This is a genomic window from Sphingobacterium paludis, from assembly GCF_004364125.1.
Classification (GTDB): domain Bacteria; phylum Bacteroidota; class Bacteroidia; order Sphingobacteriales; family Sphingobacteriaceae; genus Sphingobacterium; species Sphingobacterium paludis.
Window position 1 is genome coordinate 260,695 of the sequence record NZ_SNZV01000004.1, and the last position, 25,942, is coordinate 286,636.

Sequence of the window (25,942 nt, forward strand, 5' to 3'; positions counted from 1 at the left end):
GATTAATATAAAAGACATGAAAAATATAATCAATATCTGCCTCATCCTTTTCACGATCAGCATAGCATCTAGTTGCAAAAACTATTTGGATCAGGTACCAGATGATGTCATTACGATCGATAAGATTTTCCAATCAAAGGTTAATACGGATCGATTCTTGGCCAACATTTACAATACACTTCCGAATGAGCACGCACAGCGTTTTGTAGGAACCACCAACGCAGGCCCTTGGAATGCGGCATCTGACGACTCCAAGTATACTTGGGATTTTAACTATGCTAACAATATGAATCGCAGTGTGTGGGCAAATACGGATGGAACGGTAAGTGGTTTTTGGACGAACTATTATCGAGGAATACGGAATGCATCTTACTTTATGGCCAACATCGATGCTGCCAATTCAGCCGAAGTGACGGATTTAATGAAGTCCACCTACAAAGCTGAAGCTCGCGCTTTGCGCGCTCTATATTACTTCTTTTTGGTGCGTATGTATGGCGCAGTGCCTATCCTTGGCGAAGAGGTACTGGACCTAAACGCCCCTATTGAAGACTTGAAACTGAGCCGTACACCGTTCGATGAGTGTATCGCGTTTATTGTTTCGGAGTTGGATATCGCTTATGCCAACCTGCCGTATTTGCCGGTAAATGATGAATTTGGGCGCATTACCAAAGGGGTTGTAAAGGCATACAAGGCCCAAGCCCTGTTATTACAAGCGAGCCCTTTATTTAACGGAAATCCGGACTACGCTTCGGTCGTCAACAAAGATGGCACAGCACTCTATAACCAAAGTGTTGATGCTGGTAGATGGGCTACAGCAGCAACAGCGGCAAAGGAGTTTCTTGATGAGTTTGTGCCTAACTATTATGATCTATATACGGTAGCCAATGCGGATCCATTTCAGGCGGCCTATCTAGCCTGCAGAAACGTAATGACTGTAGATTGGAATAAAGAATGGATATTTGCTCGTGCTAACAGCGGCAACAATATGCAGTACGACCGCACGCCGAAACACGTGGGCTTTCCCTCTGCAGCGCAGGGCGGCGGCGCTCATGGCGCTACACAGTCTATTGTTGATGCGTACTTCATGCGCAATGGTTTACCTATCGAAAACCCTGCTTCAGGATATATGTCTAGTGGATTTGTCAGTTTTCGCGCACCTTTTGATGTAGCTAACCGTACTACCTTTGCCATGTATGCGAACCGCGAACCACGCTTCTATGTAGGCATAACCTATAATGGCAGCTACTGGCTGAATCAAGCGAACAGTAGCACCGCCGTCATCTCTAATTTTAATTACAATGGTAATTCGGGGCGTGTGCAGAGTACGTCTGATGTGACGCCTACCGGTTATACGGTGCGCAAGAACGTGGCGGCAAATGGTAACTCTCGTGGTGCGCTATTACTTCGTTTAGCTAATGTGTATTTGGACTATGCAGAAGCTTTAAATGAGTCAAGCCCGGGCAATGCCGATATTTTACGCTATGTCAATTTAATTCGAAGCCGGGCAGGAGTTCCGCTTTACGGATCGGCAGATATTGCGGCGCCTACCTCGCAAGAAGGCATGCGTGAAGCCATCCGCCGTGAACGTCGCGTGGAGCTCGCTTTTGAAAGTGTGCGATACTTCGATACGCGTCGCTGGAAAATTGCAGCTACGACCGATAGCGGTCCGGTATATGGATTAAATCTTCAAGCAGATGGGGATGCTTTCTATCAAAAAACGTTGATCGAAACGCGCATCTTCCGCCCGGAAAGGGATTATCTATTCCCAATTCCAAATAACGAAGTACTTAAAAATGAAAACCTGGTACAAAATCCAGGCTGGTAATAGATTTCTATGGCATTTTCTGCGTAGCAAATCTATCTTTAATGAAGTAAATCATCAGGATTAAAGAGTTGATAAAAATTAGGCCGAAAGTCATACTTCCGGCCTATTTTTATCAACTTGCTGAATGCGTCGTCGCGAACGTAACAGCGCTTTTTTAAAGACCGCTTTTCACGGTGACGTTTAAATTTTATATTGCCGATGAATACTAGCGATCAATTTAAATGGAACAGTTAAAGAATTGGGCAGACAAGGTAATCGATACCATAACGCCATTTGCGGAAAAATTGAATAGAGATTTCTACCCGCTGCAGTCTCCGATCAAAAAGGATGTAGATATTTTGTTTATAGGACTAAATCCAGGAGGTGGATATACCTATTCTTGTCAAAAGGACAACCCCTCTTGGGAATTCCGTAACGGCAGAATGACAGTTGAAAGATTGTTAAAAGGTAATCCCACTTTTTCTAAAGGGCTTGAAAGCTGGCCGCTATTCAGAGGATTAAAGCAAATACCCTATATCAATGATATCCTGCAAAAGGATAATTATGCCTATACAAACTACTATTACATCAGCACAAAATCATTCAATGAAGCTTTAAGTGATCCCAATCAAACCCAAGCTATACAGCAATGCAAAGAATTAACGCTAGAACTGATCCGCCTAGTACAGCCCAAAACAATACTTGTTTTAGGGACTTCAAACGGTATTGACAAACTGCCGTTTAGCAATAAAAAAGCGGTATTGCATGGTGTCAAGAAACGGTTGCTAATGTCCGCTGAATTTGAGGGAATACAAGTTTTTGCCATTCCCCACCCGTCTACCTTAGCGATTTCAAGAGACGAGATAAAAGCGTTGAACACAAACTTAATCGAACTTATAGAGAACAGAAGTTTAACGCCGTTCGCTTTCGACCGAAAAGTTGCAGAGCAATTCTCGGTAGCGGCATTCCTGATGGCAGCTTCCTTACGAAATATTTCTTTCGAACAATTCATTACCAATGATCGAAAAGCTGAATGCTGTAAAACAGTTAAAATAAATGGAGATAATCTGTTAATTAAAATTGTCATCAAACCCAACGAAAAATACTTAGGCGTTCGGGATGCGAATGCAGGAAATAAAGGTAATGCAGATCGGTTTTATAAGGATATTCTTTCTTCTGATCACTACTGTTCAAAAGTAGCAGGCCCAAAAATTGTTAAAGACGGAGCTTGGTTAATAAAGAAGTATTTCGATGCGTATGAAGCAGCATCGTTAGCAGATTTATATAACGCGATATTGGTTGATACCCAAAACCTGACTCGTATTTAAGGAAAAAATCACGAACATAAGTGGTGATCAATAATTCTTATTGAAGATCCTTATCATACGAGTCGCCTCGGGCTGTTGTGCCGTTATATACTATCCTACTTCCAGTCTGTAGTCAGAATTTTTACAATATTTTTTTGAAATAAAATTACTCGAAATAACAAAAATATTTTTTTGAGATGTTTTAGGTTAAATGTATAGAAATTATTTTATAATTTAGTCGTCTAAATTGAATTTGAAAATTATGATCAAAGCATTAATTATTGGCTTCCTACTGTCTGTAGGTATATTCTGTCATGGACAAGTAGCCATACCTATGGAGACCAATTTCCCTGAGGGAATCTATTTGACAAAAGAGGATTTTTTGAAAAAGGTGCCAAATAACAACGATGAGCTTGTCATGAAGACCATAGCAATGAAACCGAAGATTATAAACGATTCTATTCCAGATCACTGCTTGTTCTACTACAAAGATTCCGACAAGAAAGTGAAGAAGATATTTGCCATTTCCCATAAAGGGGATCTTTATTTCCAAGCGCTTTCGGTATTGACGAACTGCAACAAAAAGGATAAAACGGAAACTACACATGCGCTACGTTCATTTTGTAGGGTGCTTATTGGTGGCTCAAATTATCTCTATGCCGAACTCGATCTGGCCAATTCATGGAAACAGGGGTTAGGGTACGGCCTTGGTGGAGCTGCCGGAGGTGTTATAGCAGCCAATGCCATCAAGGGCAAGGGACTGGTGTGGGATTTTAAGAAAGAGCAATTCAACATTTTTCGGCATTGCAAGGATTATAACGAGTTTATGACGGATGTATACCCAGACGGCGTGCAACAGTGCCAAGATAAGCAGCCCGATATGGATCAGGTAAGAGCTACTATGGAGCTTATTAAATGATTTTAGCTTGATGTCCTATAAGTGATTTTTCTATAGCTTGTATAGCCGATCTAGTTAAACTGTACCAATGGCTTCTCTTAAGTAGAGATCTTTCTTCTTCATTCCTAATCACATTTGCTGTTTACACCGTGTTTTTTCTTATTACCCCAAAAGCAATTCCATTTAACGTTTGTTCTTTAGGTCGATTTCTAGGATTTCTCTGCACAGGCTACCGGTGGAGAATTCATTCTTTCTATTATAGTAGACAGGTTTTCTACACAGCATGTGAGAAATTATTTAAGAGTTAGATACATGTGTGAACAGTTTGCGTGCTCTTGCCAACTTAAGGTATTTGTAAACTTTCCAATTTTGTCAAATTGCGGCATGCAAAACAACTCCTTCATGGTGTGGATTTTTCTCCTTAGACTGCCCATAAACTTACAAAAGAGAGTCTCTATGCAAATTGATTACGTCATAAGGAAAGATTTCATGGCACTCGAATTCCCTGCTATAATCCCTGCTTTATCTCTTCCAATTCCTCCGTCGTAGGAATAATCGCCGTGCGATCTTCCCAAAACCGCGATGTATAGCTGTTTCCATTTTTTGTTATAGAGGAATTTTTAAATAGAGACATGTCTTTTAGCTTGTCTGCTTCTACAGCTACATCCGTGACGAGAACTTCAACATTAGAGCGTAATACACCACTTTTCTTGCCGAGTTTGAAATCGATGTCCTGCATGACTTTGCTATATCTTAAGAAAACCTGATCTCCTGTATGATATATGTTGGTAGACCAGTCTTTTTTTACCGCATATTTCAAAACGAATAGATTGATCGACGGCATATATTGCAGGTGAGAGTCATAGCCGTAGTCTACGCGTTGTATTTGGTTGGTCAGCTGATCAATGTATACAATCGCAGACGGGAGATACTTCCGGATGGTACTCTTCGGGTTAATTTCGATTTTCGTCACCTGGCCCAAGTCTTGCAGTGAAAAGTCAAAATATATATCCCGATTTTTACCGGTGAACTTCTGTAAGTAATCCATCGTATAGAATTCTTTTGCAGACTTGTCCGCGTCGATCAGGCTTTCTACATCAGACTTCCATTTTTGATCACTCGAAACAGAATCCTTCACAATCCTCGATTCTGCCACAAACGTTTCCACCTTTACTTTCTTATTCGCAGCATCGATCTTGTAAAAAATGGCCGCATCGGCAAACTTAAAGAGGTCGTCGTCTAGGTAAGCAAACTCTCTGAAATAGACATCTAGGATGCTGCTGTGCGCGATGCTTGAATTTGTTGTTTGAATAGCCGAATTTAAAATATCTGCGATAGAACGCGGACGTACTGTCACCTCCTCGAGTACCCTAGAAAGTGGATGCAGCGTGAAAATAACGTCGCCTTGGGAATATAGGGACTTCGATAAAGCAATAGTTTTTGTTTCGAAACCCACGTGACTAAAGCGAATACTATCACTAATATGAGGCGCATCAACAATCAGTGTAAACTTGCCATCTGGATTACTAGCAGTTCCTATTGAACGGTTACAGAGCGAAATAGTAACGTATTCCAAAGGTCTATTGCTAACCGAATCTATGAGGGTACCCGATAATTTAAACGACTGCGCAAAGAGAGTAGGCGAGGTCAACACAAGAGCAAATAGGTGGAGTACGGTAAACTTTATTTTTTTCATTGCTTATAGGTACATATAGTTTGTATAGCCTGCGCTTTCCACTGCCGATCCATTGACTGGTGAAGTAGCAAAAACGCCGTCGCTCTGCGGCGACGTTCATATAGTAGATAGACGGTTTCACGTATTATCGCAGACGATCAAGCATAATCAGCTTACATCGTATCAGGCTGGAGATTCGTTTTTGCACGACGAATCGCTTGCAAATATATCAATTTTAAAAGATTTATTTTTATGGATGTTGCACCTTCTCTGCCAAAATCGTCTGTTCATCTCTACTCATTTGTCCCGCTCGCAAAGCCAACAGTATATAGGTAAAAAACAAACTTACAGGAATTGAAAAATGATCACCGTCTGCCACAAAACCGACCAAGAATAATAGGTTTATTAAAAGCCAAAACCAAAAGAATATTTCCCAAAAAATTTTTGTCCTGCTGTATTGGTCTGGTGTAATGAAAAGTTTGGTCGGCAAATTTGTTTTTATAGTGGTCAAGAGAATGAATATGTTTAGCGGAACAAGTAAAAGTAAATAGAATGGTATTTGTGTCATTAACGGAATTCCTATACTGTTTCCAAATGGAGGATAGTCACCGCGTACGCCACGAAATACGTAATACCAATATGTGCCTGGCAAAAGTAGAAGCCAAACAATGTTTGCAGAAATGAAAATTGCGGTTTTAGTGGGTGTCCTGTTGTTTTTAAAGTCGTTAAATGTCTTGACTTTTGTAAAAATTAAAAACAACAAAATTGTAGCTGAAGCAATCGCGAGTCCTGAACCTAAATCCATTAATATCACTTTGCTTGTTCTGCGTTCCGCTTCTTTTTTGTTATAGTCAGACTTCTCTATATCGTAATATTTACCAACTAAATCGTCTGCCGATCTTTGGCCTTTGTAATACGGTAAAGTCAAGGAGTATGAAAAAAGTCCAAGTCCGATTAGGAGCGTCAATATTGTTATTAGTCGTGGTGTCATTCGCTGTGTCAGTTTTGGGTGCAAGCTATAGCGGTCCCGAGCTTCCCGAAGACGGGATTTTTGGTGCAAAAGTCTAATAGAAAAGCTGGTGTTTTAAGATATTCGTAGAATTCTTTAGTCTGCTTTGGTTATCTATCTTTATTGTGATTTCCATATCCGCAAATTTTAATAATACTCCCCCTAATTTATTAAAAATAAAGATTGTTGGCTGTTGGGCGGAGAACGAAAGAAGATTTCTAAAAAACCGACACTCCGTAAAAACAAAAAGCGACTCCAATGGAATCGCTTTTTTTTGTAGCCCGTAGGGATATTAGAATATTGCTTTAACGTGTTCAAACAGGCGATCTTTAAATTCCGGGAATTCTTTAAAGGCAATCAAAGCGAATCCTAAAATAAGTCGCTGTGTGTACCTGTTCTTATTAAAGTAACAAGTTTTATTGTGTCGTCCTGTTCCCAAACCAACAGCCAATCGGGTTGGATATGGCACTCCCAAAATCTTTTATAATTACCCGTCAACTTATGCGGTTTGTTTTTTAATGGGAGCGAGCCTTTTTCAACCAATTGGGTAACGACTTCATCGAGTAGTCGCATATCCAAACCACGCTTTTTGGCAAGTTTAATATCTTTTTTGAACCTCCCGGTCTGTTCAAGCTGATACATTACGAGTAGAGTTCTTTTCTGAAATCTTCAAGAGTTGTTTTGGTCGCCTTGCCCGATTTAGCTTCTTTTATTGCTTTCTCAGTATCTTTATTATAACGGGTTTCTTCAAGCTCTACAAAAGGTAGTGTTTTAAGGTATTCATAGAATGCTTTAGCCTGCTTGCTTCGCTTATCTATCTTTATTGTGATTTCCATATTCGCAAATTTTAATGATACTTCTCAAAATTACAAAAAAATAAGATTGTTCGCTGTTGGGTAGGGAACGAAAGAAGATTTCTAAAAAACCGACACTCCGTAAAAACAAAAAGCGACTCCAATGGAATCGCTTTTTTTGTAGCCCGTAGGGGAATCGAACCCCTGTTTCAAGAATGAAAATCTTGCGTCCTAACCCCTAGACGAACGGGCCTTTTTGTGTTTCGGTGTGCAAATATAGAAAGGATTATTAATTATCCAAAATATTTTTTTAAAAAAGTATAATTTGAAAAAATGCGTTATTTTTAGGCTCTTTCACGACCTTGACACACGGTAAAGCATGAAACTTAAAAAAGGAATATTAACTATACTAACATCAGCGTGCCTGGCAAGCTTATGCTCACCTGCTTTTGCACAGGTTAATGGAGCACCGATCTCGCTACACTGGCGCACGGCAGATGCCTATAATGGAAAGGACAACCTCGAATTGACACTTGTGGTCAAGAATACCAGTTCCAGCGACTATGCCTTAGCCGATGCAGACCTTTGGTTCAATGCGATCTACCCCATTGAAGAAGCCAAAAAGTCGAACTACGAGATTTCGGGTAAAAATGGTAACCTGTTTAAGATTCGCTTTGCTGACGACCTTCGTATAGCTCCTCAGGATTCTTTACTGCTACAGTACACCTCAAAATATCCGATTCTAAATACCTCCAACATCCCGAATGGATTTTACCTACAAAGCAGGGCCAACCCGACGGTTGTCAATCCCGTCTCGCTAACCGTGCAACCCATACAGGCTAGCCCCGCCGATCAGACCAGCTACTGGGCAGCTCTTTATGAGAAGAACAAGGCGAGACAGGTGTCTGCTGCGGCAAAGCCAATGTTGCCGAGCCCCAAGTCGCTAAAAAAACAAAACGGTACGCTTGTTTTTGACAAAGAGGTTTCCTATTGGGTAGATCCGGCTTTCCAGTCTGAGATGCCGAATTTAGCGCTTTTTTCGGCTACGTTTGCGTCGTTAACTTTCGTGGAGAAAACAGAAAAAGATGCCGCCGTGACGATTCACAAGAAGGCAGGGTATGGCCCCGAGGCCTACGCCTTGAAGATCACTAAACGCGGTATTCAAATCGAAGCGAGCACCGAAGCCGGTGTCTTCTACGCGATACAATCGCTACGCTCGCTATCGGACGCTAGCGCATGGGATAGCGGCAAGCTTACACTGCCACTTGTCGACATTCAGGATGAACCCCGATTCGCTTACCGCGGCTTTATGATGGACATCGCGCGTAATTTTAAAGATAAGGCGACATTGTTGAAATACATTGACCTGCTCTCGTATTATAAGCTCAACACGTTTCATCTACACTTTATTGATGATGAAGGATGGCGAATCGCGATTGCGGCGTTACCGGAGCTCACGGAAATTGGAGCGAACAGATCACCGGCGTATGCGGAGCAGAAGGGTATTCAGCCAGCTTATGGCTCAGGCGCGCAATCCACACCTGCTGATTTCCTAAGCCGGGAAGATTTTATAGAAATCCTGCGTTATGCCAAGCAGCGGCATATTACCGTAGTGCCGGAGATTGAAACACCTGGGCACGCGCGTGCCTCTATCAAGGCCATGGAAGCGCGTTACCACAAATATTTGAAAGCTGGAAACCGCGTGGAAGCAGAGCGGTACCTACTGCATGATTTCGAGGATAAGTCGGTTTATAGTTCGGCGCAATACTGGAATGATAATGTGATGAATGTGGCTTTACCGTCCGTCTATTCGTTTATATCTGTTGTGCTGGATGAATTCAAAGCCATGTATAGCGAAGCTGGTGTAGAACTGAAAAAAGTGTCCTTAGGTGGTGACGAGGTGCCAAATGGTGCATGGGAAAAATCGCCAAAAATTAAGCAGCTGATGGATAGCAGCGGTATGAAATCTGTCTACGAGGTGTGGCCCTACTACATTAAAAATATCAATAAACTGTGTCAGGATAAAGGTCTTCAGCTTGCTGGATGGGAAGAAATGGGGATGGTAAACAAAGGTCAGGGAATGGAAGTAAACCAAGAGCTGGCGTCTGCCAACATACAATTGGATGTGTGGAACAATCTGATTGGCGGCGGGCAAGAGGATCTGGCTTACCGTCTGGCAAATGCAGGCTACCCCACGGTATACATCAGCGCGAATAATAACTATTTTGATATGGCTTGGGATACAAACTTCGAGGAGCCAGGCTTAAAATGGGCCTCCTATGCCGATCTCTATCAATCGTACACCTTCTTGCCGGAAAACTTTTTTGCATCCATTGACCATAGTGTGAATGGAGCAAAGTTTAAGGCTGGGCATTTCAACGACAAGAAAAGGCTAAATGAAAAAGGCCGATCGAACTTGATAGGCATAAAAGGTGGGCTATGGGCCGAGACGGTAGCGTCAGCTGACCGATTGGATTATATGATATTCCCCAGGTTGTTTTCCCTAGCGGAGCGCGCTTGGGCGCCGCGTAGAGCCTATGAAGACGATACCAAGTTTGCTATCAAAAATTTTAACAAAGATTACAGTGAATTTTTGAATAAGGTGAGTAAAGACGAACTACCTAAACTGTCTTCGCAGGTGGCTTATAGGCTGCCCGCTGTTGGTGTAAAAGAAATCGCTGGCAAGTTGCACGCCAATACAGAATATCCTGGCTACAGCATATATTACACCGTAGATGGAACAGCACCTACGGCAACAAGCGATCATTATCGTGCGCCAATAGCTATCAAAGCTGGACAAACAGCCCGCTTTGTGGTTATCGACGAGCAGGGCAGGCAGGGTACAGTTTCCGTTATTCGGAAATAGCGCTAAGGGCATCAGGAAGTTCTATATCCTGGTGTGATGCATGGTAAAGACAAGAGTCTCCTTTTAGCACCAATAGCTGAGGAGATTCGTGTCTTATCGACCATTTCTCCGCAATGTAATTGGATACATCCCGTTGAGCGATCAAGTCCAAATAATAAATAGGCATATCTGCCGGTAACTGTTTGAAATCGTATTCCAAATTGCGTTTAGCCATGCTACTTACCGAGCAGCGTGTGCTATGTTTAAAGACTATAAATGCGCTACCTGTCGTACTTAATTCTTCCAGTTGCGCTATTGATGTAAGTGGTTTCCAGCTCATTTAATTAAAGATTTGAAAATTTTGTATCTTCCATTTCCGTAAATGCGGCTACGGTGGTGAATGACGTACTTCTATCTTGATTATTCATGCTTTTAAAGGATGTAGGCAACATTAAGCCGCCACCGATATCTTTGTATCCGTCCACGTAAAACTCATTGCCATCTTTATCCACAATCTGTTTGATGATGCCATTCTCGCTATTAAAATAGAGCTCGCCGGATAGATTGTTCTCTTTTAGCTGAAAGGGAATGTAAAGGAGCTTCTCCGCGTTTACAATTTTTGAAGCAGCTTTCCCTGTTTTATCAACCAAGGTCGGTAAGAAAAGCAAAGAAGCATCCTTATTGAATTGCTCATTAATTTTTGAAAAAATTTCTTCGCCTTCCGCGGATATCGACTTGCTTTCGACGCCATTGTGCGCTAGCTTAGCAAGCTTATCGGTTTTGAAATTGAACAGTGCGATCCAGGTATCACCTTCGCTAGATTTGCCTTCAAAACGCACCTGACCAGATTGTTTGTTGATCAAAAACTTCCTTCCACTCTGTAAATACCTCGATTCATTTCCATGTGCCGTGAAGAGGATGTAGTTGGTATTATCCCATTTGGCTTTGCCGCCAATGCCTTTCCATAATAGCGAAACAGATTCTTGGCTAGCTTGGGCCATGAGCTGTCCTCCTGTGTACACGAGAAGACCAATAATTGCAGCCTTTAAAAATGTTTTCATTGCGTTGTTTTTTATTAAAGAGATAGCAGACATGCCAATTTTAAGCAAGGAACTGCTGTTACCTGTTATCTTAGCTTGCGCCTTGTCATTGGATAAGTGCCATAAGCAATGCACGTACCTGACGCATGACCTGAAGAATAGATGCCTAAGCAGGAGAAGAGTAAGTTGATGAGGAGGATAAAATAGCGCTTCATATCTGAAAAGCTTGGATTGAAGTTTAGCTATATTGCTTGCTAAGGCGAGCCATTTGAATAGCCGTAATTGCCGCTTCTTCGCCTTTATTGCCATGTATGCCACCAGAGCGATCCAGTGCCTGTTGCAAGTTGTCGGTTGTCAATACGCCGAAAATTACGGGCTTGTTGTATTTAAGCGCAACATGCGCAACACCGTGTCCTACGGCGTCGCAGATGAAATCAAAATGCCTCGTTTCGCCCTGTATCACACAACCCAGACAAATGACAGCGTCGATCGCTTGGTTGCGCAGCACGATATCTGCACCGGATATCAATTCATAGCTTCCCGGTACCTGAACGACTTCAATGTCTCTTTCGAGAGCACCATGTTTCAATAGACCGCTCACGGCACCGTCCAATAGAGCGCCCGTAACTTGGGCATTCCACTGCGATACCACGATCGCAAATTTTAACCCATCTGCATTTCCAACTTCTAGGTGTGAGAAGTCTGAGAGATTTTTCAAGCTGCTTGACATAGACGCAAAGGTAAATAAAAAAGGCTACTTAATAAAATAAGCAGCCTCTTCGTCTCTTTATATGTTACACTACTGTTTCGCTTGTACGCGAGCGAGTGGTCCATCGATCATATTGGCTTCCGGGCTTTCCGGATAGTCTGATTTGATCGACTGATATGCTTTTTCCGCATTTTTGAAATCTTCCAACGCCTCGTAAACCAAACCCAGCTTTTTAAGGAACAAAGGTGTGGTGTATGTATTGCTTGCTTTATCTGCTGCTTTTTTATAGTAGTCTGCTGCAGATTTGTAGTCTTTGGATTCTGAATAGGCATCACCAATTAAACCCGTTACCAACGGATCTAAAACTTCACTACCCGTATCTGAATATTTTTGTAGATACTTTATGGCATCCTGAAAATTACCTTGACGAAGGTACAAGCCTCCTAGATAGGCATTGGCGATGTTAGCAGACTTTGTGTTAGAATATTCATCAGCAATTTCCTTGAACCCCAAGAACGACCCATCTCCATTAATAGCTTTTGCCTGTAGCGAGTCAATCATAGCATATTCTTCTGCTTTATAAATTTGATTGGCGGCTTTTTCTGCACGAGGAGCCAGATATAACTTTTGGTAACCCAAATACAACAATATCAAAACGATGATACCGCCGACAATAAAGGCTATACTTTTTTGGTTGTCCTGAAAAAAAGAACCTGTTGACTTTTTAGGCTCTATTGGATTTACATTTGTGTTTGACATCTGCTAGTATCGTATAATAAATATGGAACGCAAAATTACACTTTTAAAAGTTTATTGCAAGTATTAATATAAAATCTCGGCTTTATATCAATTAGTTGAGCGTGAAGTCTCTTTATCCAGTTGTTCGTAGATCGAATTCTGGCTCTTGAATTCCGGAACGATTACTTTCATTTGTCGCACCACGTTTAGGTTATCGTTTGTTTTCGTTTGGCTAAACAGCATAGCGATCTGCGCATCCACAAAATCGTAATTATTCTCACGCACTTTTGCGATCATAATTTTTTGGTGGTGGGTGGGGAGTGTGTTTTCTAAATCGTTCAGCAGCTCTTCGTATAACTTTTCTCCCGGTCTGAGGCCAGTAAACTTGATGTCAATTTCCTTATACGGAACGAAGCCGGACAGCTTTATCATTTTCTCGGCAAGGTCTACGATCTTCACAGATTTACCCATGTCGAAAACAAATATTTCGCCGCCGTTACCCATGCATCCTGCTTCAATAACCAATTGGCAAGCTTCGGGAATGGTCATAAAGTAACGGGTGATGTCGGGGTGAGTGACTGTTAGCGGACCACCCTTCTCAATTTGCTCCTTAAAGCGCGGGATAACCGATCCGTTAGAACCCAATACATTACCGAATCGAGTCGTAATAAATCTAGTGTTAATGTGCTCATGCTTCTCCAAGATGTTGTTGTTTAGCGCCTGGACATACATTTCCGCGATGCGTTTCGTGGCGCCCATCACGTTGGTGGGGTTTACGGCCTTATCTGTGGAGACAAAGACGAATTTCGAGACATTAAATTCTACGGCCAGATTTGCTACCGTGTAGGTCCCCAATACGTTCGTGCGCACGCCTTCTATGGGGTGGTTCTCCATCATCGGCACATGCTTGTAAGCCGCCGCGTGGTATACATATTGCGGTTTGAACGTTTCGAATAAGGTGCGCATCCGCTCTTCATTTTTCACATCGGCGATGAACGACTGGTAGGCTTGGTTTTTAAAACGTTCCTGCAGATCCAAATGTAAATTATGTAATGGAGACTCTGCTTGATCACAGAGGATGATGAGCTGTGGATTGAAACGGCCTAGCTGTTTTGCTATTTCACTCCCAATAGAACCCGCTGCTCCCGTAACCAAAATACGTTTTCCAGCCAGTTGATCACGGATGTTCTCGTGCGATAAGATGATCGGCGCCCGCTCGAGCAAGTCTTCAATCTTTACTTTTTTAATCTGGTTGGGCGACAATGTGCCATTGATGATCTCGCTCACCGGCGGCAGCGTTAGCACGTTTACATTGTTTTCTAGACAAATATCGGTAACCGCGTCTTTTTTCTCTGGATCAACCTTGTGCGAAGCAAAGATGAGTTCCTCAATGCCCAGCTTTTCTATCAACCTAGCCAGATCTTTGGAATTGAAAATTTTAACACCGTCAATATATTTCCCAATCTTGGTGTCATTGTCATCAATATAAGCAACAATAAACTTATTTGATTTTAAATCGTGATCAAAGGTGCGCTTAACCGCAATACCCAAATCACCCGCTCCATAGACCACAATATTCTTCTTTTCCGAGGTTTTGGTCTTATTGTATTGAAAAACAATTTTGATAAGCGTTCTGTATGTCGTAAGCCCCGTGAATGCAAACAAACTGTAGATTATAATAATATTGGTCGGCAGCAAAGAGGGTATACGAAGCGCGATCAACACCAATTTTATGGCGAACAGAATGATAATATTGAATAAAAGGGTGGATAGGATACGTATGGAATCTACCGCACTGGTGTAACGAACGATCCCAGAATAGAGCTTAAACACCAGAAAGGAAAACGAGGTCGTAGCTAAACAATAGATGATGTCGACAGCAAATTGCGCGCGAGCGTAGGCATTTAGATTAAAGGAATAATAAAGCGCATACGCGAAAATAAAAGCGATAGCCGCTATGAACAAATCGAATAGAAATATGGTCCACCTCGGGACAATGCCGATTTGATTGAAAATAGGTAGTTTTTGCATTAACATGATGTTACACCACGGTAAAAGTAGAAAAAAAAATGGATTTAATATTCTTTGCTGCTGATTATGAATAATAATATTTAATTTCACTAGTTGTAAAAAAAGAAGCAATTGCTCTTATGAATGATATGTCAAAAATTGCCCAAAAAGCTATATTCCAAACGCAAGAAGCGTTCGCCAGTGTGGGAAGGAGCCGTAACTCATTGAAAATAGGTGTTCCCAAAGAGATATCATTTCAGGAGAAACGAATACCGTTGACCCCATTGTCCGTAGCGTTGCTGGTGGAGTATGGCCATGAGGTGATTATCGAATCGGGCGCGGGCGATGCTTCGAACTTTCTAGACCAACATTACAGCGAGCAGGGAGCACGTATCAGCCATGATAAGCAAGAGGTTTTTCAGTGCGATATTATCATTAAAATAGCGAGTCCAACGCCAGAGGAAGTTGGAATGATGCGAAACAAACAGGTATTGCTCTCTTCGCATCAACCTTCTTTGATGGATATAAAGGTACTGCAAGGGTTAATGCGGAAACAAATCACGGCGCTCTCTTACGAATACCTGAAAGATGAAGGCGGGCATTTGACGGTGGTTCGTGCCATGAGCGAGATCGTGGGCGCCACATCCGTATTGATAGCTGCTGAATATTTAAGCAATATTTTCGATGGGAAAGGCTTGATGTTGGGCGGCGTGACGGGCGTGCCACCTACCGAGATGGTTATCATTGGGGCCGGTACCGTAGGCGAATATGCCGCGCGTACAGCAATTGCGCTGGGGGCACAGGTAAAAGTTTTTGACAGCTCCATCTATCGTTTACGGCGACTGCAAAACAATGTGGGCAGCCGGGTGTTTACATCGGTTATCCAACCAATGGTATTGAATAAAGCCGTAAAATCCTGTGATGTGGTCATCGGCGCCGTTCGCGCAAACAACGGTCGTTCGCCCTGTATTATTACCGAAGAGACCGTATCCAGAATGAAACCCAACTCCGTGTTAATCGATATCAGTATCGATCAAGGCGGCTGTTTCGAAACATCCGAAGTTACTACACACGATAAGCCCGTTTTCCGTAAGTATGATGTCATCCACTACTGCGTTCCGAATATCGCTTCCCGGGTGGCCCGTACAGCAACGTATGCGCTTACCAATATTTTTACGCCGCTGCTGTTACAGATTGGTGAAAACGGCGGGATGAACAACATGATCTGGTCGGATAAATGCATTCGAAGTGCCATCTACCTCTATCAAGGTATGCTGACCAACAAAGATATCGCGGAGAAATTCAACCTTCCTTCGAAAGATTTGGACCTACTTATTGTTGCTAATCAATAAAACATGAAATTTTTATATACGGTTCTTTTTGTGGTATTATTAAACTACTTTACCCTGGCGCAAGAAAAAGCAAAGCTTTATGATGTAATCCCGAACACGGCCAAAAGTGAGGTGATGCTGGGCGAGGAAAATATTCCTGTTTTATACCGCTATGAGGTAGAGGGAGCCGATCAAGCGGTACTTATTATTCCTGGAGGTGGCTACTCGCATGTAGCCATTGACCACGAAGGCCATCAGGTCGCGCAAGAATTCAATAAACAGGGATACAGTGCGTTTGTATTATACTATCGACTGCCCAAAGACGAAAATATGCAACAACGGAAAATTGGCCCGCTGCAGGATGCACAGCGCGGTATGCAATACATCCGGGAACATTATGCATTTAAAAAAGTGGGCGTGCTGGGGTTTTCGGCTGGCGGACACCTTGCCGCCTCGCTCTCCAATCACTTTAAGGATGCAAAAATCGATAATCCGCAAGCGCAAAATTTGCGGCCAGACTTTTCCGTACTTGTCTATCCGGTTATTTCCATGCGGGATAGCATAACACATAAAGGATCGAAAAAAAGTCTGATTGGCGCGGATGCAGGCGAGAAGGACGTTGCTTATTTTTCGATGGACGAACGGGTCACAAAAAATACACCACCCACATTTCTGGTGCATGCCGAAGATGATAAGGTCGTGGTTATCCAAAATTCAAATAACTATAAACAGGCGCTTGATCGCGAAGGCATACCCAACAGCCTGTTTTTCTACAAAACGGGCGGGCACGGCTTTGGCCTACATAACAAAACAGATGCGCGTAGCTGGTCAGATAGCCTGTTTTTGTGGTTGAAAGATGGAGGTCAGTAATGTGTAATGGGTATATAGACTTTAGTAGATAGTACTTAGTACATAGATTTTTGTAGATAGTAGGGGTTATTGGGTAATGTGTAGTGCGATATGAGATGTGATGAAGTGTACGTCATTGCGAGCCAGAGGAACGAGGGCGCGGCAATCTTTCGGATTTGAGGTAGTGCGTAATGGGTATATAGACTTTAGTAGATAGTACTTAGTACATAGATTTTTGTAGATAGTAGGGGTTATTGGGTAACGGGTAATGCGTAGTGCGATATGAGATGTGATAAAGTGTACGTCATTGCGAGCCAGAGGAACGATGGCGCGGCAATCTTTCGGATTTGAGGTAGTGCGTAATGAGGATAGATGTTAGTATATAGTACTTAGTATTTAGATTGGGTAATGCGAATTGGACTTTAGTAGATAGTAGTCAGTATATAGATTTTAATACGTCGTATGTAGGGTTTGGTAAGGGGTGCATTTTTTTACTTTTTAATTTTTCAAATGCAGCTTATATAATTAAACAATATGTCGCATCATTTTTGTTGCGTCTGTAGTCATTTGCTTCTGCACGATCTAACAGGGCTGCAACAAAAATCAGCGACAGACTTTTGCTTTTGGTCATCAAAAGTAGTGCCCTGCCGCGGCATGCGGCGGAAGGGTCTGAGCGACGGACACTTCGTTTAAAAAGCAGGTGCACCTTACAAAAGGATCCCCCTGTCCTGCCGAACTAACCCTTATTCAAATACCACAAACCTTACAATCTCTACATTAACGGATGCACCTATGGAAAGATCCGTCGTCGGGTAGTATATAGCGTGCAATGTCAGCGAGCCGTTGCTAAGAATAAGCTCTTTAAAAAATCCGCGAAAGCGAATGTCTTTGATCATAAACGTTCCGTCAGGATCTGCTGTGTAGCGGATATCTTCTTGATGTATACCGACCCGTGTATCTGTGTTGATATGCAATATGGAGGCCTCTTCGGGGGCTAAAATATTACTCTTTGCCAGGAGTTGTGCCGTGTAGGCATGGCGAGGGTTGTAATATAGCATCTCTGGATTGCCCTGTTCCAGGATCTTGGCGTTCTTCATCACGATAAGTTCGTCTGCCATAGCAAGAACTTCTGTAGGATCATGGGAAACCAATATGATGGTCAGTCCGCTTTCTTCTACGATATTACGAATATCCTGCTGCAAGGCGTCCCGAAAGGCGGCATCCACCTGATTAAAAGGCTCGTCCATCAACAAAACCTCCGGTTCGTTGATGAGCGCACGAGCGATCGCGACACGTTGCTTTTCACCGCCGCTAAGATCGGCCACGCGCTGCTGTGCAAGATGATCAATTTTCAATCGGTGCAAGGTTTCACGTGTTTTCGACTCCTTGCGGGCAAGGTTGGTATTGGGCAGTTGGGAAGCGATATTATCCCATACTTTCGCATACAGATTAAGGTCCTCAAAACCCTGTGACACCAACCGCATAGCATCATGCCCCGGGATAAGCTTGTCCTTTCTGGTCGGGACGAGCCATCCCTTGTAGCGTACTTCGCCCGTAGATGGTTCCAAAAGGCCGTAGATCAGTTTTAATAAGGTGCTTTTTCCACTTCCAGACTCGCCAATGATCGCCGTTATCTTGCCTTCAGCGATGCTAAAGTCTACCTGGTTTACAGCCGTGACAGGCTCTTTAGCAAAAAAGGTATGCGATAGTTGCTGCCCGAAAATAAGCGGAACATCAAGCCGTTGTACGTCATTCGGAATGTATTGACAAGAAGAGGATTTTTGAGCCATAAACAAAAGTGCCGGAAACTATTTCGTCCGGCACAAAAGTAAGCATTTAAATATAAAGCCTGTCAAAGGATAGCTCTCCTTTTAAAAACCAAGGGTTAATCCAAATGTGAAATTATTTAGCGATTGTTGATTGGGGCTGTTTTCAAACATGTCGTTTAGGTAGTACTTGGCAAAAAGCCCCATCGATCCGTAACCCACTCGCGCAAACGCACCATATTGAAAGCTCGCTAAATTGTAGTTGTCACGAAACTTCTGTTTTCCGAATTCATCACTTCGCAACCGTTGCGTGCCTTTTAGCAATATGCCCGTCATTGCGCCTACCGCTATTTTTGCTCGATCGCCATGGCGGTTTTTGCGGCTTCTAAACTCAAATGTCAGCGGTAGACGTAGGTACGTCGACGTGAATACGTTTCTCTTGTAGTCCGTTTCCGACTCCACGAAAGTCAACGGCACGGCATCAGTATCTAGAATAACGTCGTTCTTTAGTCGGAGGTAGTTCCACTCAAAACCCGTCGACACATACACCTTGAACATATCGGTGAATCGAAGCCCTACCTGTGCAACATCAAAGCCAAAATTAGAGGCTCTTCCATAATCTAGCGGTTGGTTTTCTGGAGATAAGGTAAAGCTACCATTGTCGATAAGTCTAGAAAATCCCCAGTCAATACGCGTGAAAGTAAGCCCGCCGAAAAACCTTGGGTATTGAATCACTTTTCCACGATCGTCATAGTCTTTTTTTCCGATCGTCGGCTCAAAGTCCATGTGTCTATTTTCTGTGCTGTCGCTTGTATCTTCTTGTGCCGATACCAAGGTGATAGAGAGTAAAGCTACCATAAAGCTGGATAGCATGTAGCGTGTGAATGTATTTTTCATAATGGTTATTTTCTATGTTTTTTTCGGGTTTTTACCAGTGAATTGAAGATGTCAACGCGAAGGGATCCTTCTTCGTCGTTGCTGAAGTGTATAGTTTTGCTATCATCCGGGTTTACCACCTCTGATATTTTATTGAGCAGTCCTGCTACTAGTCCCTTCTGTGCTACGGGGGTAGCCGGCGCGCTGGCAAACATCGACTCCTCTTCCTCCGGATTGTCGATAAGCGGCTGTATAGGTTCTATTTCCACCACTTTATGGCTCATCAGCGTAGCGCTCTTTAAACTGTCGATTGGAGCAACCTCCACCATAGCTACTTTGACATTGGGTAATTCCACCGCGAGTTTTTCCGATTCTCTCGATTCATCCGCCTTTGCTAATGCCACTTCTGTCAAACGCGATGGTTTCTTTTTCACTGCCGTTTCAGGCGCTGTATCGGCTTTTTCCATATACGCCAATTTATCGTCCTGTTGTGTTAATGGCTGCTTAGGAGTCTGCTTTTCTATCGGTTGAACGGAGTTTGGTTGCTGCATTTCCGCAATGGGTGTCGCTACCGTGTTTTCAATCTCATTGTCCGAGCTGTTGTAGAAAAGTGCTGCGAAACTAAGAGCCAAGACAGCAGCGGCAGCGTAGCGAAGCCAGCTTTGCTTCCAGAATGGTAGCGCTTGGTGCGTCGTTCCTAACTCGGCATCGATACGCGCCCAGATATCTTCGCTCGGCGGTACTTTCAGATCGTTTAACCGATCACGGAAAAGCTTATCTAATTGATCGTCTTTCATGATGCCTGTCCCTCCATGTTAAGTAGTCGTTCTTTAAGCCATTGTCTGGCCCGAGATAATTGCGATTTTGAATTGCCTTCGCTGATGGAAAGCTTCTCGGCTATTTCACGATGCGAATAACCGTCAATAGCATAGAGATTGAATACTGTTCGGTATCCTGCCGGCAGCAGCTGTATCAAAGCCAGCAAATCCTTGTATTGCATCGCGTCGCCGCTTTCTATTGGCCCAGCAATCTCTTCATGCCGTTCGTCAACAGACTCGACCATGGCGATGCTGTTCCTTCTGTAATGTTCTATTGCCGTATGTACCATAATCTTTCTAATCCACCCTTCTAATGAACCTTTGCTTTCAAAATGCTCGGCCTTCTGAAATACCTTGATAAATCCAACCTGTAAAATGTCTTTAGCCAGCTGTTCGTCCGAAGCATAGCGGAGGCAGACGGCTAACATTTTCTCGGAAAAGAGTTGGTAAAGCTCAAATTGCGCCTTGCGTTCGCCTTTTAGGCATTTGGCCCACAGTATATCCAACGGTTGCTTTTCCAAGTTTTTGATTAGTCTTTATAGGGAAGACGGGAAAAAAGATGGGATGGTTGCATGGCCGCAAAAAAAATTATGCGATACTAATTTTTCGCTGCTCAGGCGAGAGCGTTTCGATGTATATATTTACGGCATCCGAGGGAAGGAGATTTGCAATTTTTTCCGGCCACTCTACAAAACAATAGTTGCCGGAATAGAAATATTCTTCATAGCCTAAATCTAAAGCTTCCTCTTCATTCTTCAGTCTATAAAAATCAAAATGGAAAACAGTGCCGGAGGCAAACCGGTACTCATTGACAATCGAAAAAGTAGGGCTTGACGTGGCTTCCTGCACACCCAAGGATTTACATAACGCATTGATTAACGTTGTTTTGCCGGCACCCATCTCGCCGTGAAAGAGGAAAATTCTGTCATCGGGGAAAGATGATAGGATCTTTTCGGCAACGGTACGTAATTCGGCTAAGCTATGTACAAGGATTTCCATAACCAAATGTAGGATTATATCATTTATTAAGCGAATACTTTCGTTTCGATGCTATACTATCTATATACTAAGTACTATCTACTAAAATCTATTTGACACATATATCTCACTACGCCATACGCATTCCTCAATACCCCCAATCCGAAAGATTGCCGCGCCATCGTTCCTCCGGCTCGCAATGACGCCCACTTTATCACATGTAATATCTCACTATGCATTACCCAATACGTCCTACTATATACTAATATCTATCTACTAAGTACTATCTACTAAGTACTATCTACTAAGTACTATCTACTAAGTACTATCTACTAAGTACTATCTACTAAAATCTATTCGCATTACGCAGTACTTTATTTTGGCGTATAGACCGCATAGGGGATAATCATTTCTTCCATGGATATGCCGCCATGTTGAAAGGTGCCGTTATAATAGTTCGAAAAATGATTGTAATTATTGGGATACACGAAGAAGTAGTCATCCTTTGAAAAGACAAATGAAGAGCTGACGTGTAATTTTGGGAGTTGCGCATCATTCGGATTTTTGATGACAAACACTTCTTTGTTATTGTAATTGAGGTTTTTTCCCTGCTTATAACGCAGATTTGTGTTGGTATTCCTGTCGCCAATTATTTTGCTTGGGCGTTTCACGCGGATCGTCCCATGATCGGTGGTGATAATAACTTTAACATTGCGTTGGGCAAGCCATTTAAGGGTGTCCAGTAGGGGAGAATGTTCAAACCAAGAAAGCGTTAGTGAGCGATAAGCGCTTTCATCGTTGGCCAGTTCTCGTATCATGGCCATGTCGGTGCGTGCATGAGATAACATATCGACAAAGTTATAAACCAAGACATTCAAGTCATTCTGCATCAGATTGTTTAGCGAGTCCACAATATCCCGCCCTTGGTCGAGCGTTAAGATTTTGTGGTAGGAATGCTTAATTTCCCGGCGATAGAGGCGCGTGATCTGATCCGCTAAAAATTTATCCTCGTTAAGGTTTTTTCCGCCTTCTTCATCGTCATTTTGCCAAAGGTCCGGAAAACGGCGCTCCATCTCCAAAGGCGTTAGTCCGCTGAAGATCGCATTTCGCGCATACTGCGTGGCAGTAGGAAGGATGCTGAAATAGGCGTCCTCCTCTTCGAGCCTGTAATAGTCGGTAATGACATCATTTATAATCTTCCACTGATCATAGCGAAGGTTGTCGATCAAGAAGAAAAACGTAGGCTTATCTGCTTCCAATGCAGGAAAGACCTTCTTTTTAAATAGCTGATGCGATTGGATAGGTCCATCTTCTTTATTTTGGATCCAATTGAGGTAGTTTTTCTCTACAAATTTCGAAAACAAGCTATTCGCATCCGACTTTTGCATGGTGAGTATTTCGTGCATGCCGGCGTCTTCCAGCTTTTGTAGCGATAGCTCCCAGTAGATCAGTTTCCGATAAGCGTCCGTCCATTGTCTATGATCGAGGTCATCGTTTATGGTCATCCCTAAATTTCTGAACTCTTGTTGGTAAGCCATGGATGTTTTCTCGCTGACTAGCCTTTTGATTTCTGTGAACTTTTTAATTGTCAGGAGGATTTGTTTTGGATTCACCGGCTTGATCAAGTAGTCGTCAATCTTAGATCCGATAGCATCTTCCATCAAATGTTCTTCTTCGTTTTTCGTAACCAGCACCGTGGGGATGGTCGGATTGATGGTTTTGAGAATCGCTAGGGTCTCGAGACCCGTCTTTCCGGGCATATTCTCATCTAAAAACACAAGATCAAAAGGCTCGCTTTGGAAGGCTTCCACGGCATCATTCCCATTGTTTACCGTTCTGACCCGGTAACCCTTTGCTTCCAAAAGCATGACGTGCGGTCTTAAGAACTCGATTTCATCATCAGCCCAGAGTATATGTATTTTATTGATCATGTATGTCTTTTTAAAATGTAAAGGAGGAATTTGCCGATGGCGATGCGCCCACAACCTGTTTAATGAACCGTTCACAAAATAGCCAAATATGGCACCACAGCTTTTATTTTAACATTAATTAACTTCATTCTGCTTATCTTTGCGCTAATTTAGGCGAAGAATAAAGAGGAATTTAGCGCTATCAACAGTAATTATAGTAAAAAGTTGCATAAAATTGAATAAGAAAAAAATAATTAACGACCCAGTCTACGGATTTGTTTCAATTCCGTCGGCGTTTATTTTCGATCTTATTCAACATCCTTTTTTACAGCGATTACGTTATATTAAACAAGTCAGCATGACGCATTTGGTCTATCCAGGTGCGCTGCACACGCGCTTCCAACATGTCGTCGGTGCCATGCACCTAACCTGTTTGGCTATCGATACGCTTCGTACCAAAGATGTTTATATCAGTGCCGAGGAGGAGGAAGCTACGTTAGCAGCGATTCTGCTGCACGACGTTGGCCACGGCCCGTTTTCACACTCGCTGGAACATACACTTATCGAAGGTGTTTCCCACGAAATGATTTCTGCACTGCTGATGGACAAACTTAACGACCAATTTAAAGGTCGCTTGAGCTTGGCCATTACGATTTTCAACAACGAATATCCACGACAGTTCTTTCACCAATTGATATCCAGCCAGCTGGATACCGATAGAATGGATTACCTCAATCGGGATAGTTTCTTTACAGGTGTTTCGGAAGGCGTGATTTCTTTTGATCGAATCATCAAAATGTTGAACGTCAAGGATGAAAATTTGGTGGTCGAAGTGAAGGGGATCTATTCCGTGGAGAAGTTCTTGATTGCGCGGAGGTTGATGTACTGGCAGGTCTATCTGCATAAAACAGTAATCGGCGCCGAGCAGATGCTCATTAAGATTCTGTATCGGGCCAAAGAACTTAGCATGCAGGGCGAGCCTTTGTTTGCAACAAAGGCCCTTCGGCATTTTCTGCAAAATAAAATTGATATCCATAACTTTTTGGATATACCGGATCATTTGATCTGGTTTACGCGGCTGGACGATACCGATATTATGTCTGCAGTGAAAGATTGGGTGTATGCGGATGATAAAATACTGCAAACGCTTTGCCGAAAGCTAATGAACAGAGACCTCCTGCGCACCGAATTGCGAAGCATGCCCTATTCTCGGGAGGAAATTTCACTGTTGAAAGAAAAAGTCAAAGCCCATTTTGAATTAAATGACACAGAGGTGGATTACTTCGTTTACGAACAAACCATTCAGAATAGCGCCTACGATGCGCGTTACAATAACATAAAAATTCTGAACAAAATGGGTAGTGTTCAGGATATTACTGAAGCATCTGACCTTTCCAATTTAGAAGCGTTGGCAAAGCGCGTGGAGAAATATGCCATTTCGTATCCGAAGGAAATAGGTTTCCCAGGGTATGAAGGTTAACAAAAGGGTAAAAATTAATTAAGAAAAAGTATACATTTGTAAGATGCAATTTACTGCAAATCAAATAGCAACATTACTAGGCGGGTACGTAGAAGGGAATCCTGATGTTACTGTAAATCAGTTGGCTAAGATCGAGGAAGGCACTGTTGGTTCCTTAGCTTTTCTATCCAATCCGAAATACGAGCAATTTCTGTACGAGACGAGCGCCTCAGCGGTGATCGTTAATGAAGACTTGCAACTTCAAAAGGATGTAAACACGACGTTGATTCGCGTGAAAGATGCTTACTTAGCTTTTTCCGAGTTATTGAAAATCTATCATAAACTTCGCAACGAACGAAACGGCGTAGAAGAACCATCTTACGTGCATGAAACGGTTACTACCGGTGCTGATTTTTATCTGGGTGCATTTTCCTACATAGGGCGTGATGTAAAGATTGGCGATGGTGTGAAGATCTATCCACAGGTTTATATCGGTGATGGTGTTACCATTGGTGATTATACCGTGATATTTCCGGGCGTAAAAATCTATTACGATTGTCGGATAGGGCAAAACGTAGTGCTACACAGCGGTGTGGTGGTCGGCAGCGACGGCTTTGGTTTTGCTCCTCAAAAAGATGGTACGTATAATAAAGTGCCGCAGATAGGCAACGTGATTATCCACGATGATGTGGAAATCGGTGCCAACACGGTTATCGACCGAGCGACGCTAGGATCTACGGTCATTCGGCAAGGAGTTAAGCTTGATAATTTAATACAGGTGGCACATAACGTAGAGATCGGAACGAATACAGTAGTGGCAGCGCAAACTGGTATTTCCGGCAGTACAAAGGTGGGCGAAAAAGTGGTGCTAGGCGGGCAAGTTGGCATTGTCGGGCATATACACATTGCAGCAGGCTCTCAAGTACAAGCACAATCGGGAATCAATCGATCCATTGATCAAGAAAATAAAAAATGGGGCGGTTCACCAGCTATGCCCTACAACAGTAATTTACGCTCGCAAGTTTTGTACAGTAAATTACCCGCGCTGGAACGCCGCTTAGCGGAGTTGGAGGCAAGACTAAAGACGCTGGACGACGGCGATAATTTTGCTAAATAGTTTATGTTA

23 protein-coding genes and 1 tRNA gene are annotated in these 25,942 nt (G+C 42.8%); 8 read left to right on the forward strand and 16 right to left on the reverse strand.

Features of this window, described 5'->3' with window-relative positions:
• Window positions 1-16 precede the first annotated feature (16 nt).
• The 3 genes from B0I21_RS09295 to B0I21_RS09305 all read left to right on the forward strand — a co-directional run bounded on the left by B0I21_RS09295 (window position 17) and on the right by B0I21_RS09305 (window position 4,030).
• A complete protein-coding gene (locus B0I21_RS09295; protein WP_133640197.1) occupies window positions 17-1,825 on the forward strand; it encodes a RagB/SusD family nutrient uptake outer membrane protein in 1,809 nt (602 codons plus the stop codon).
• 221 nt (window positions 1,826-2,046) lie between these two features.
• Window positions 2,047-3,132: a uracil-DNA glycosylase family protein gene (locus tag B0I21_RS09300; protein ID WP_133640198.1), complete on the forward strand. Its 1,086-nt coding sequence runs from the start codon at window positions 2,047-2,049 to the stop codon at window positions 3,130-3,132.
• A 241-nt stretch (window positions 3,133-3,373) separates the two neighbouring features.
• Window positions 3,374-4,030 carry a hypothetical protein gene (locus B0I21_RS09305; protein ID WP_133640199.1) on the forward strand — a complete coding sequence of 219 codons (657 nt, stop codon included), beginning with the start codon at window positions 3,374-3,376 and terminating at the stop codon, window positions 4,028-4,030.
• Window positions 4,031-4,517: 487 nt separating this feature from the next.
• On the opposite strand, the gene B0I21_RS09310 is transcribed toward B0I21_RS09305, so the two are convergent.
• The 5 genes from B0I21_RS09310 to B0I21_RS09330 form a co-directional block, all read right to left on the reverse strand.
• Window positions 4,518-5,705 (reverse strand): carboxypeptidase-like regulatory domain-containing protein, encoded by a 1,188-nt coding sequence (locus B0I21_RS09310; protein WP_133640200.1) that lies wholly within the window; start codon window positions 5,703-5,705, stop codon window positions 4,518-4,520.
• Window positions 5,706-5,934: 229 nt separating this feature from the next.
• Window positions 5,935-6,675: a hypothetical protein gene (locus B0I21_RS09315; RefSeq protein WP_133640201.1), complete on the reverse strand. Its 741-nt coding sequence runs from the start codon at window positions 6,673-6,675 to the stop codon at window positions 5,935-5,937.
• A gap of 387 nt (window positions 6,676-7,062) precedes the next feature.
• Window positions 7,063-7,335: a type II toxin-antitoxin system YafQ family toxin gene (locus B0I21_RS09320; RefSeq protein ID WP_133640202.1), complete on the reverse strand. Its 273-nt coding sequence runs from the start codon at window positions 7,333-7,335 to the stop codon at window positions 7,063-7,065.
• The gene (locus B0I21_RS09325; RefSeq protein WP_133640203.1) at window positions 7,335-7,529 is read right to left on the reverse strand and encodes a hypothetical protein; all 195 of its coding nucleotides are present in this window, start codon (window positions 7,527-7,529) and stop codon (window positions 7,335-7,337) included. The genes B0I21_RS09320 and B0I21_RS09325 overlap by 1 nt, the downstream gene beginning before the upstream one ends.
• Window positions 7,530-7,668: 139 nt before the next feature.
• Window positions 7,669-7,740: transfer RNA gene (locus B0I21_RS09330), tRNA-Glu, on the reverse strand.
• A gap of 126 nt (window positions 7,741-7,866) precedes the next feature.
• Here B0I21_RS09330 and B0I21_RS09335 point away from each other — a divergent pair.
• The gene (locus tag B0I21_RS09335) at window positions 7,867-10,353 is read left to right on the forward strand and encodes a beta-N-acetylhexosaminidase (protein WP_133640204.1); all 2,487 of its coding nucleotides are present in this window, start codon (window positions 7,867-7,869) and stop codon (window positions 10,351-10,353) included.
• Here the strand turns inward: B0I21_RS09335 and ytxJ are convergent.
• From ytxJ to B0I21_RS09360, 5 genes are all read right to left on the reverse strand, one after another.
• The gene (gene ytxJ / locus B0I21_RS09340; RefSeq protein WP_133640205.1) at window positions 10,340-10,672 is read right to left on the reverse strand and encodes a bacillithiol system redox-active protein YtxJ; all 333 of its coding nucleotides are present in this window, start codon (window positions 10,670-10,672) and stop codon (window positions 10,340-10,342) included. The genes B0I21_RS09335 and ytxJ overlap by 14 nt on opposite strands.
• 4 nt (window positions 10,673-10,676) lie before the next feature.
• Window positions 10,677-11,393, reverse strand: a complete 717-nt coding sequence (locus B0I21_RS09345; RefSeq protein ID WP_133640206.1) for a hypothetical protein — start codon at window positions 11,391-11,393, stop codon at window positions 10,677-10,679.
• Between the two features lie 217 nt (window positions 11,394-11,610).
• The gene (gene ribH / locus B0I21_RS09350) at window positions 11,611-12,102 is read right to left on the reverse strand and encodes a 6,7-dimethyl-8-ribityllumazine synthase (protein ID WP_133640207.1); all 492 of its coding nucleotides are present in this window, start codon (window positions 12,100-12,102) and stop codon (window positions 11,611-11,613) included.
• Window positions 12,103-12,171: 69 nt separating this feature from the next.
• Window positions 12,172-12,840 (reverse strand): tetratricopeptide repeat protein, encoded by a 669-nt coding sequence (locus tag B0I21_RS09355; protein ID WP_133640208.1) that lies wholly within the window; start codon window positions 12,838-12,840, stop codon window positions 12,172-12,174.
• Between the two features lie 87 nt (window positions 12,841-12,927).
• The gene (locus B0I21_RS09360; RefSeq protein WP_133640209.1) at window positions 12,928-14,850 is read right to left on the reverse strand and encodes a polysaccharide biosynthesis protein; all 1,923 of its coding nucleotides are present in this window, start codon (window positions 14,848-14,850) and stop codon (window positions 12,928-12,930) included.
• Between the two features lie 119 nt (window positions 14,851-14,969).
• Between B0I21_RS09360 and B0I21_RS09365 the strand changes: the two genes are divergently transcribed.
• Window positions 14,970-16,181, forward strand: coding sequence for an alanine dehydrogenase (locus B0I21_RS09365; protein ID WP_133640210.1), 1,212 nt, complete (start codon window positions 14,970-14,972; stop codon window positions 16,179-16,181).
• Window positions 16,182-16,184: 3 nt separating this feature from the next.
• Window positions 16,185-17,030, forward strand: coding sequence for an alpha/beta hydrolase (locus tag B0I21_RS09370; protein ID WP_133640211.1), 846 nt, complete (start codon window positions 16,185-16,187; stop codon window positions 17,028-17,030).
• A gap of 722 nt (window positions 17,031-17,752) precedes the next feature.
• Here the strand turns inward: B0I21_RS09370 and B0I21_RS09375 are convergent.
• The 6 genes from B0I21_RS09375 to porX form a co-directional block, all read right to left on the reverse strand.
• Window positions 17,753-18,799: an ABC transporter ATP-binding protein gene (locus B0I21_RS09375; RefSeq protein WP_133640212.1), complete on the reverse strand. Its 1,047-nt coding sequence runs from the start codon at window positions 18,797-18,799 to the stop codon at window positions 17,753-17,755.
• Window positions 18,800-18,880: 81 nt separating this feature from the next.
• Window positions 18,881-19,672, reverse strand: coding sequence for an outer membrane beta-barrel protein (locus tag B0I21_RS09380; RefSeq protein ID WP_243836007.1), 792 nt, complete (start codon window positions 19,670-19,672; stop codon window positions 18,881-18,883).
• 5 nt (window positions 19,673-19,677) lie between these two features.
• Window positions 19,678-20,448 carry a hypothetical protein gene (locus B0I21_RS09385; protein WP_133640213.1) on the reverse strand — a complete coding sequence of 257 codons (771 nt, stop codon included), beginning with the start codon at window positions 20,446-20,448 and terminating at the stop codon, window positions 19,678-19,680.
• Complete coding sequence (locus B0I21_RS09390; protein WP_133640214.1) at window positions 20,445-20,990, reverse strand: RNA polymerase sigma factor; 546 nt, start codon at window positions 20,988-20,990, stop codon at window positions 20,445-20,447. The genes B0I21_RS09385 and B0I21_RS09390 overlap by 4 nt, the downstream gene beginning before the upstream one ends.
• Window positions 20,991-21,057: 67 nt before the next feature.
• Entirely contained in the window at window positions 21,058-21,468 is a 411-nt protein-coding gene (gene tsaE / locus B0I21_RS09395) for a tRNA (adenosine(37)-N6)-threonylcarbamoyltransferase complex ATPase subunit type 1 TsaE (protein ID WP_133640215.1), read from the reverse strand.
• Window positions 21,469-21,821: 353 nt separating this feature from the next.
• Window positions 21,822-23,378, reverse strand: a complete 1,557-nt coding sequence (gene porX, locus B0I21_RS09400) for a T9SS response regulator signal transducer PorX (protein WP_394346350.1) — start codon at window positions 23,376-23,378, stop codon at window positions 21,822-21,824.
• 214 nt (window positions 23,379-23,592) lie between these two features.
• On the opposite strand from porX, the gene B0I21_RS09405 reads away from it, so the two are divergent.
• Both B0I21_RS09405 and lpxD read left to right on the forward strand, forming a co-directional pair.
• Window positions 23,593-24,837, forward strand: coding sequence for an HD domain-containing protein (locus B0I21_RS09405; RefSeq protein ID WP_133640216.1), 1,245 nt, complete (start codon window positions 23,593-23,595; stop codon window positions 24,835-24,837).
• 43 nt (window positions 24,838-24,880) lie between these two features.
• Window positions 24,881-25,933 carry a UDP-3-O-(3-hydroxymyristoyl)glucosamine N-acyltransferase gene (gene lpxD, locus B0I21_RS09410; RefSeq protein ID WP_133640217.1) on the forward strand — a complete coding sequence of 351 codons (1,053 nt, stop codon included), beginning with the start codon at window positions 24,881-24,883 and terminating at the stop codon, window positions 25,931-25,933.
• Window positions 25,934-25,942: the final 9 nt, after the last annotated feature.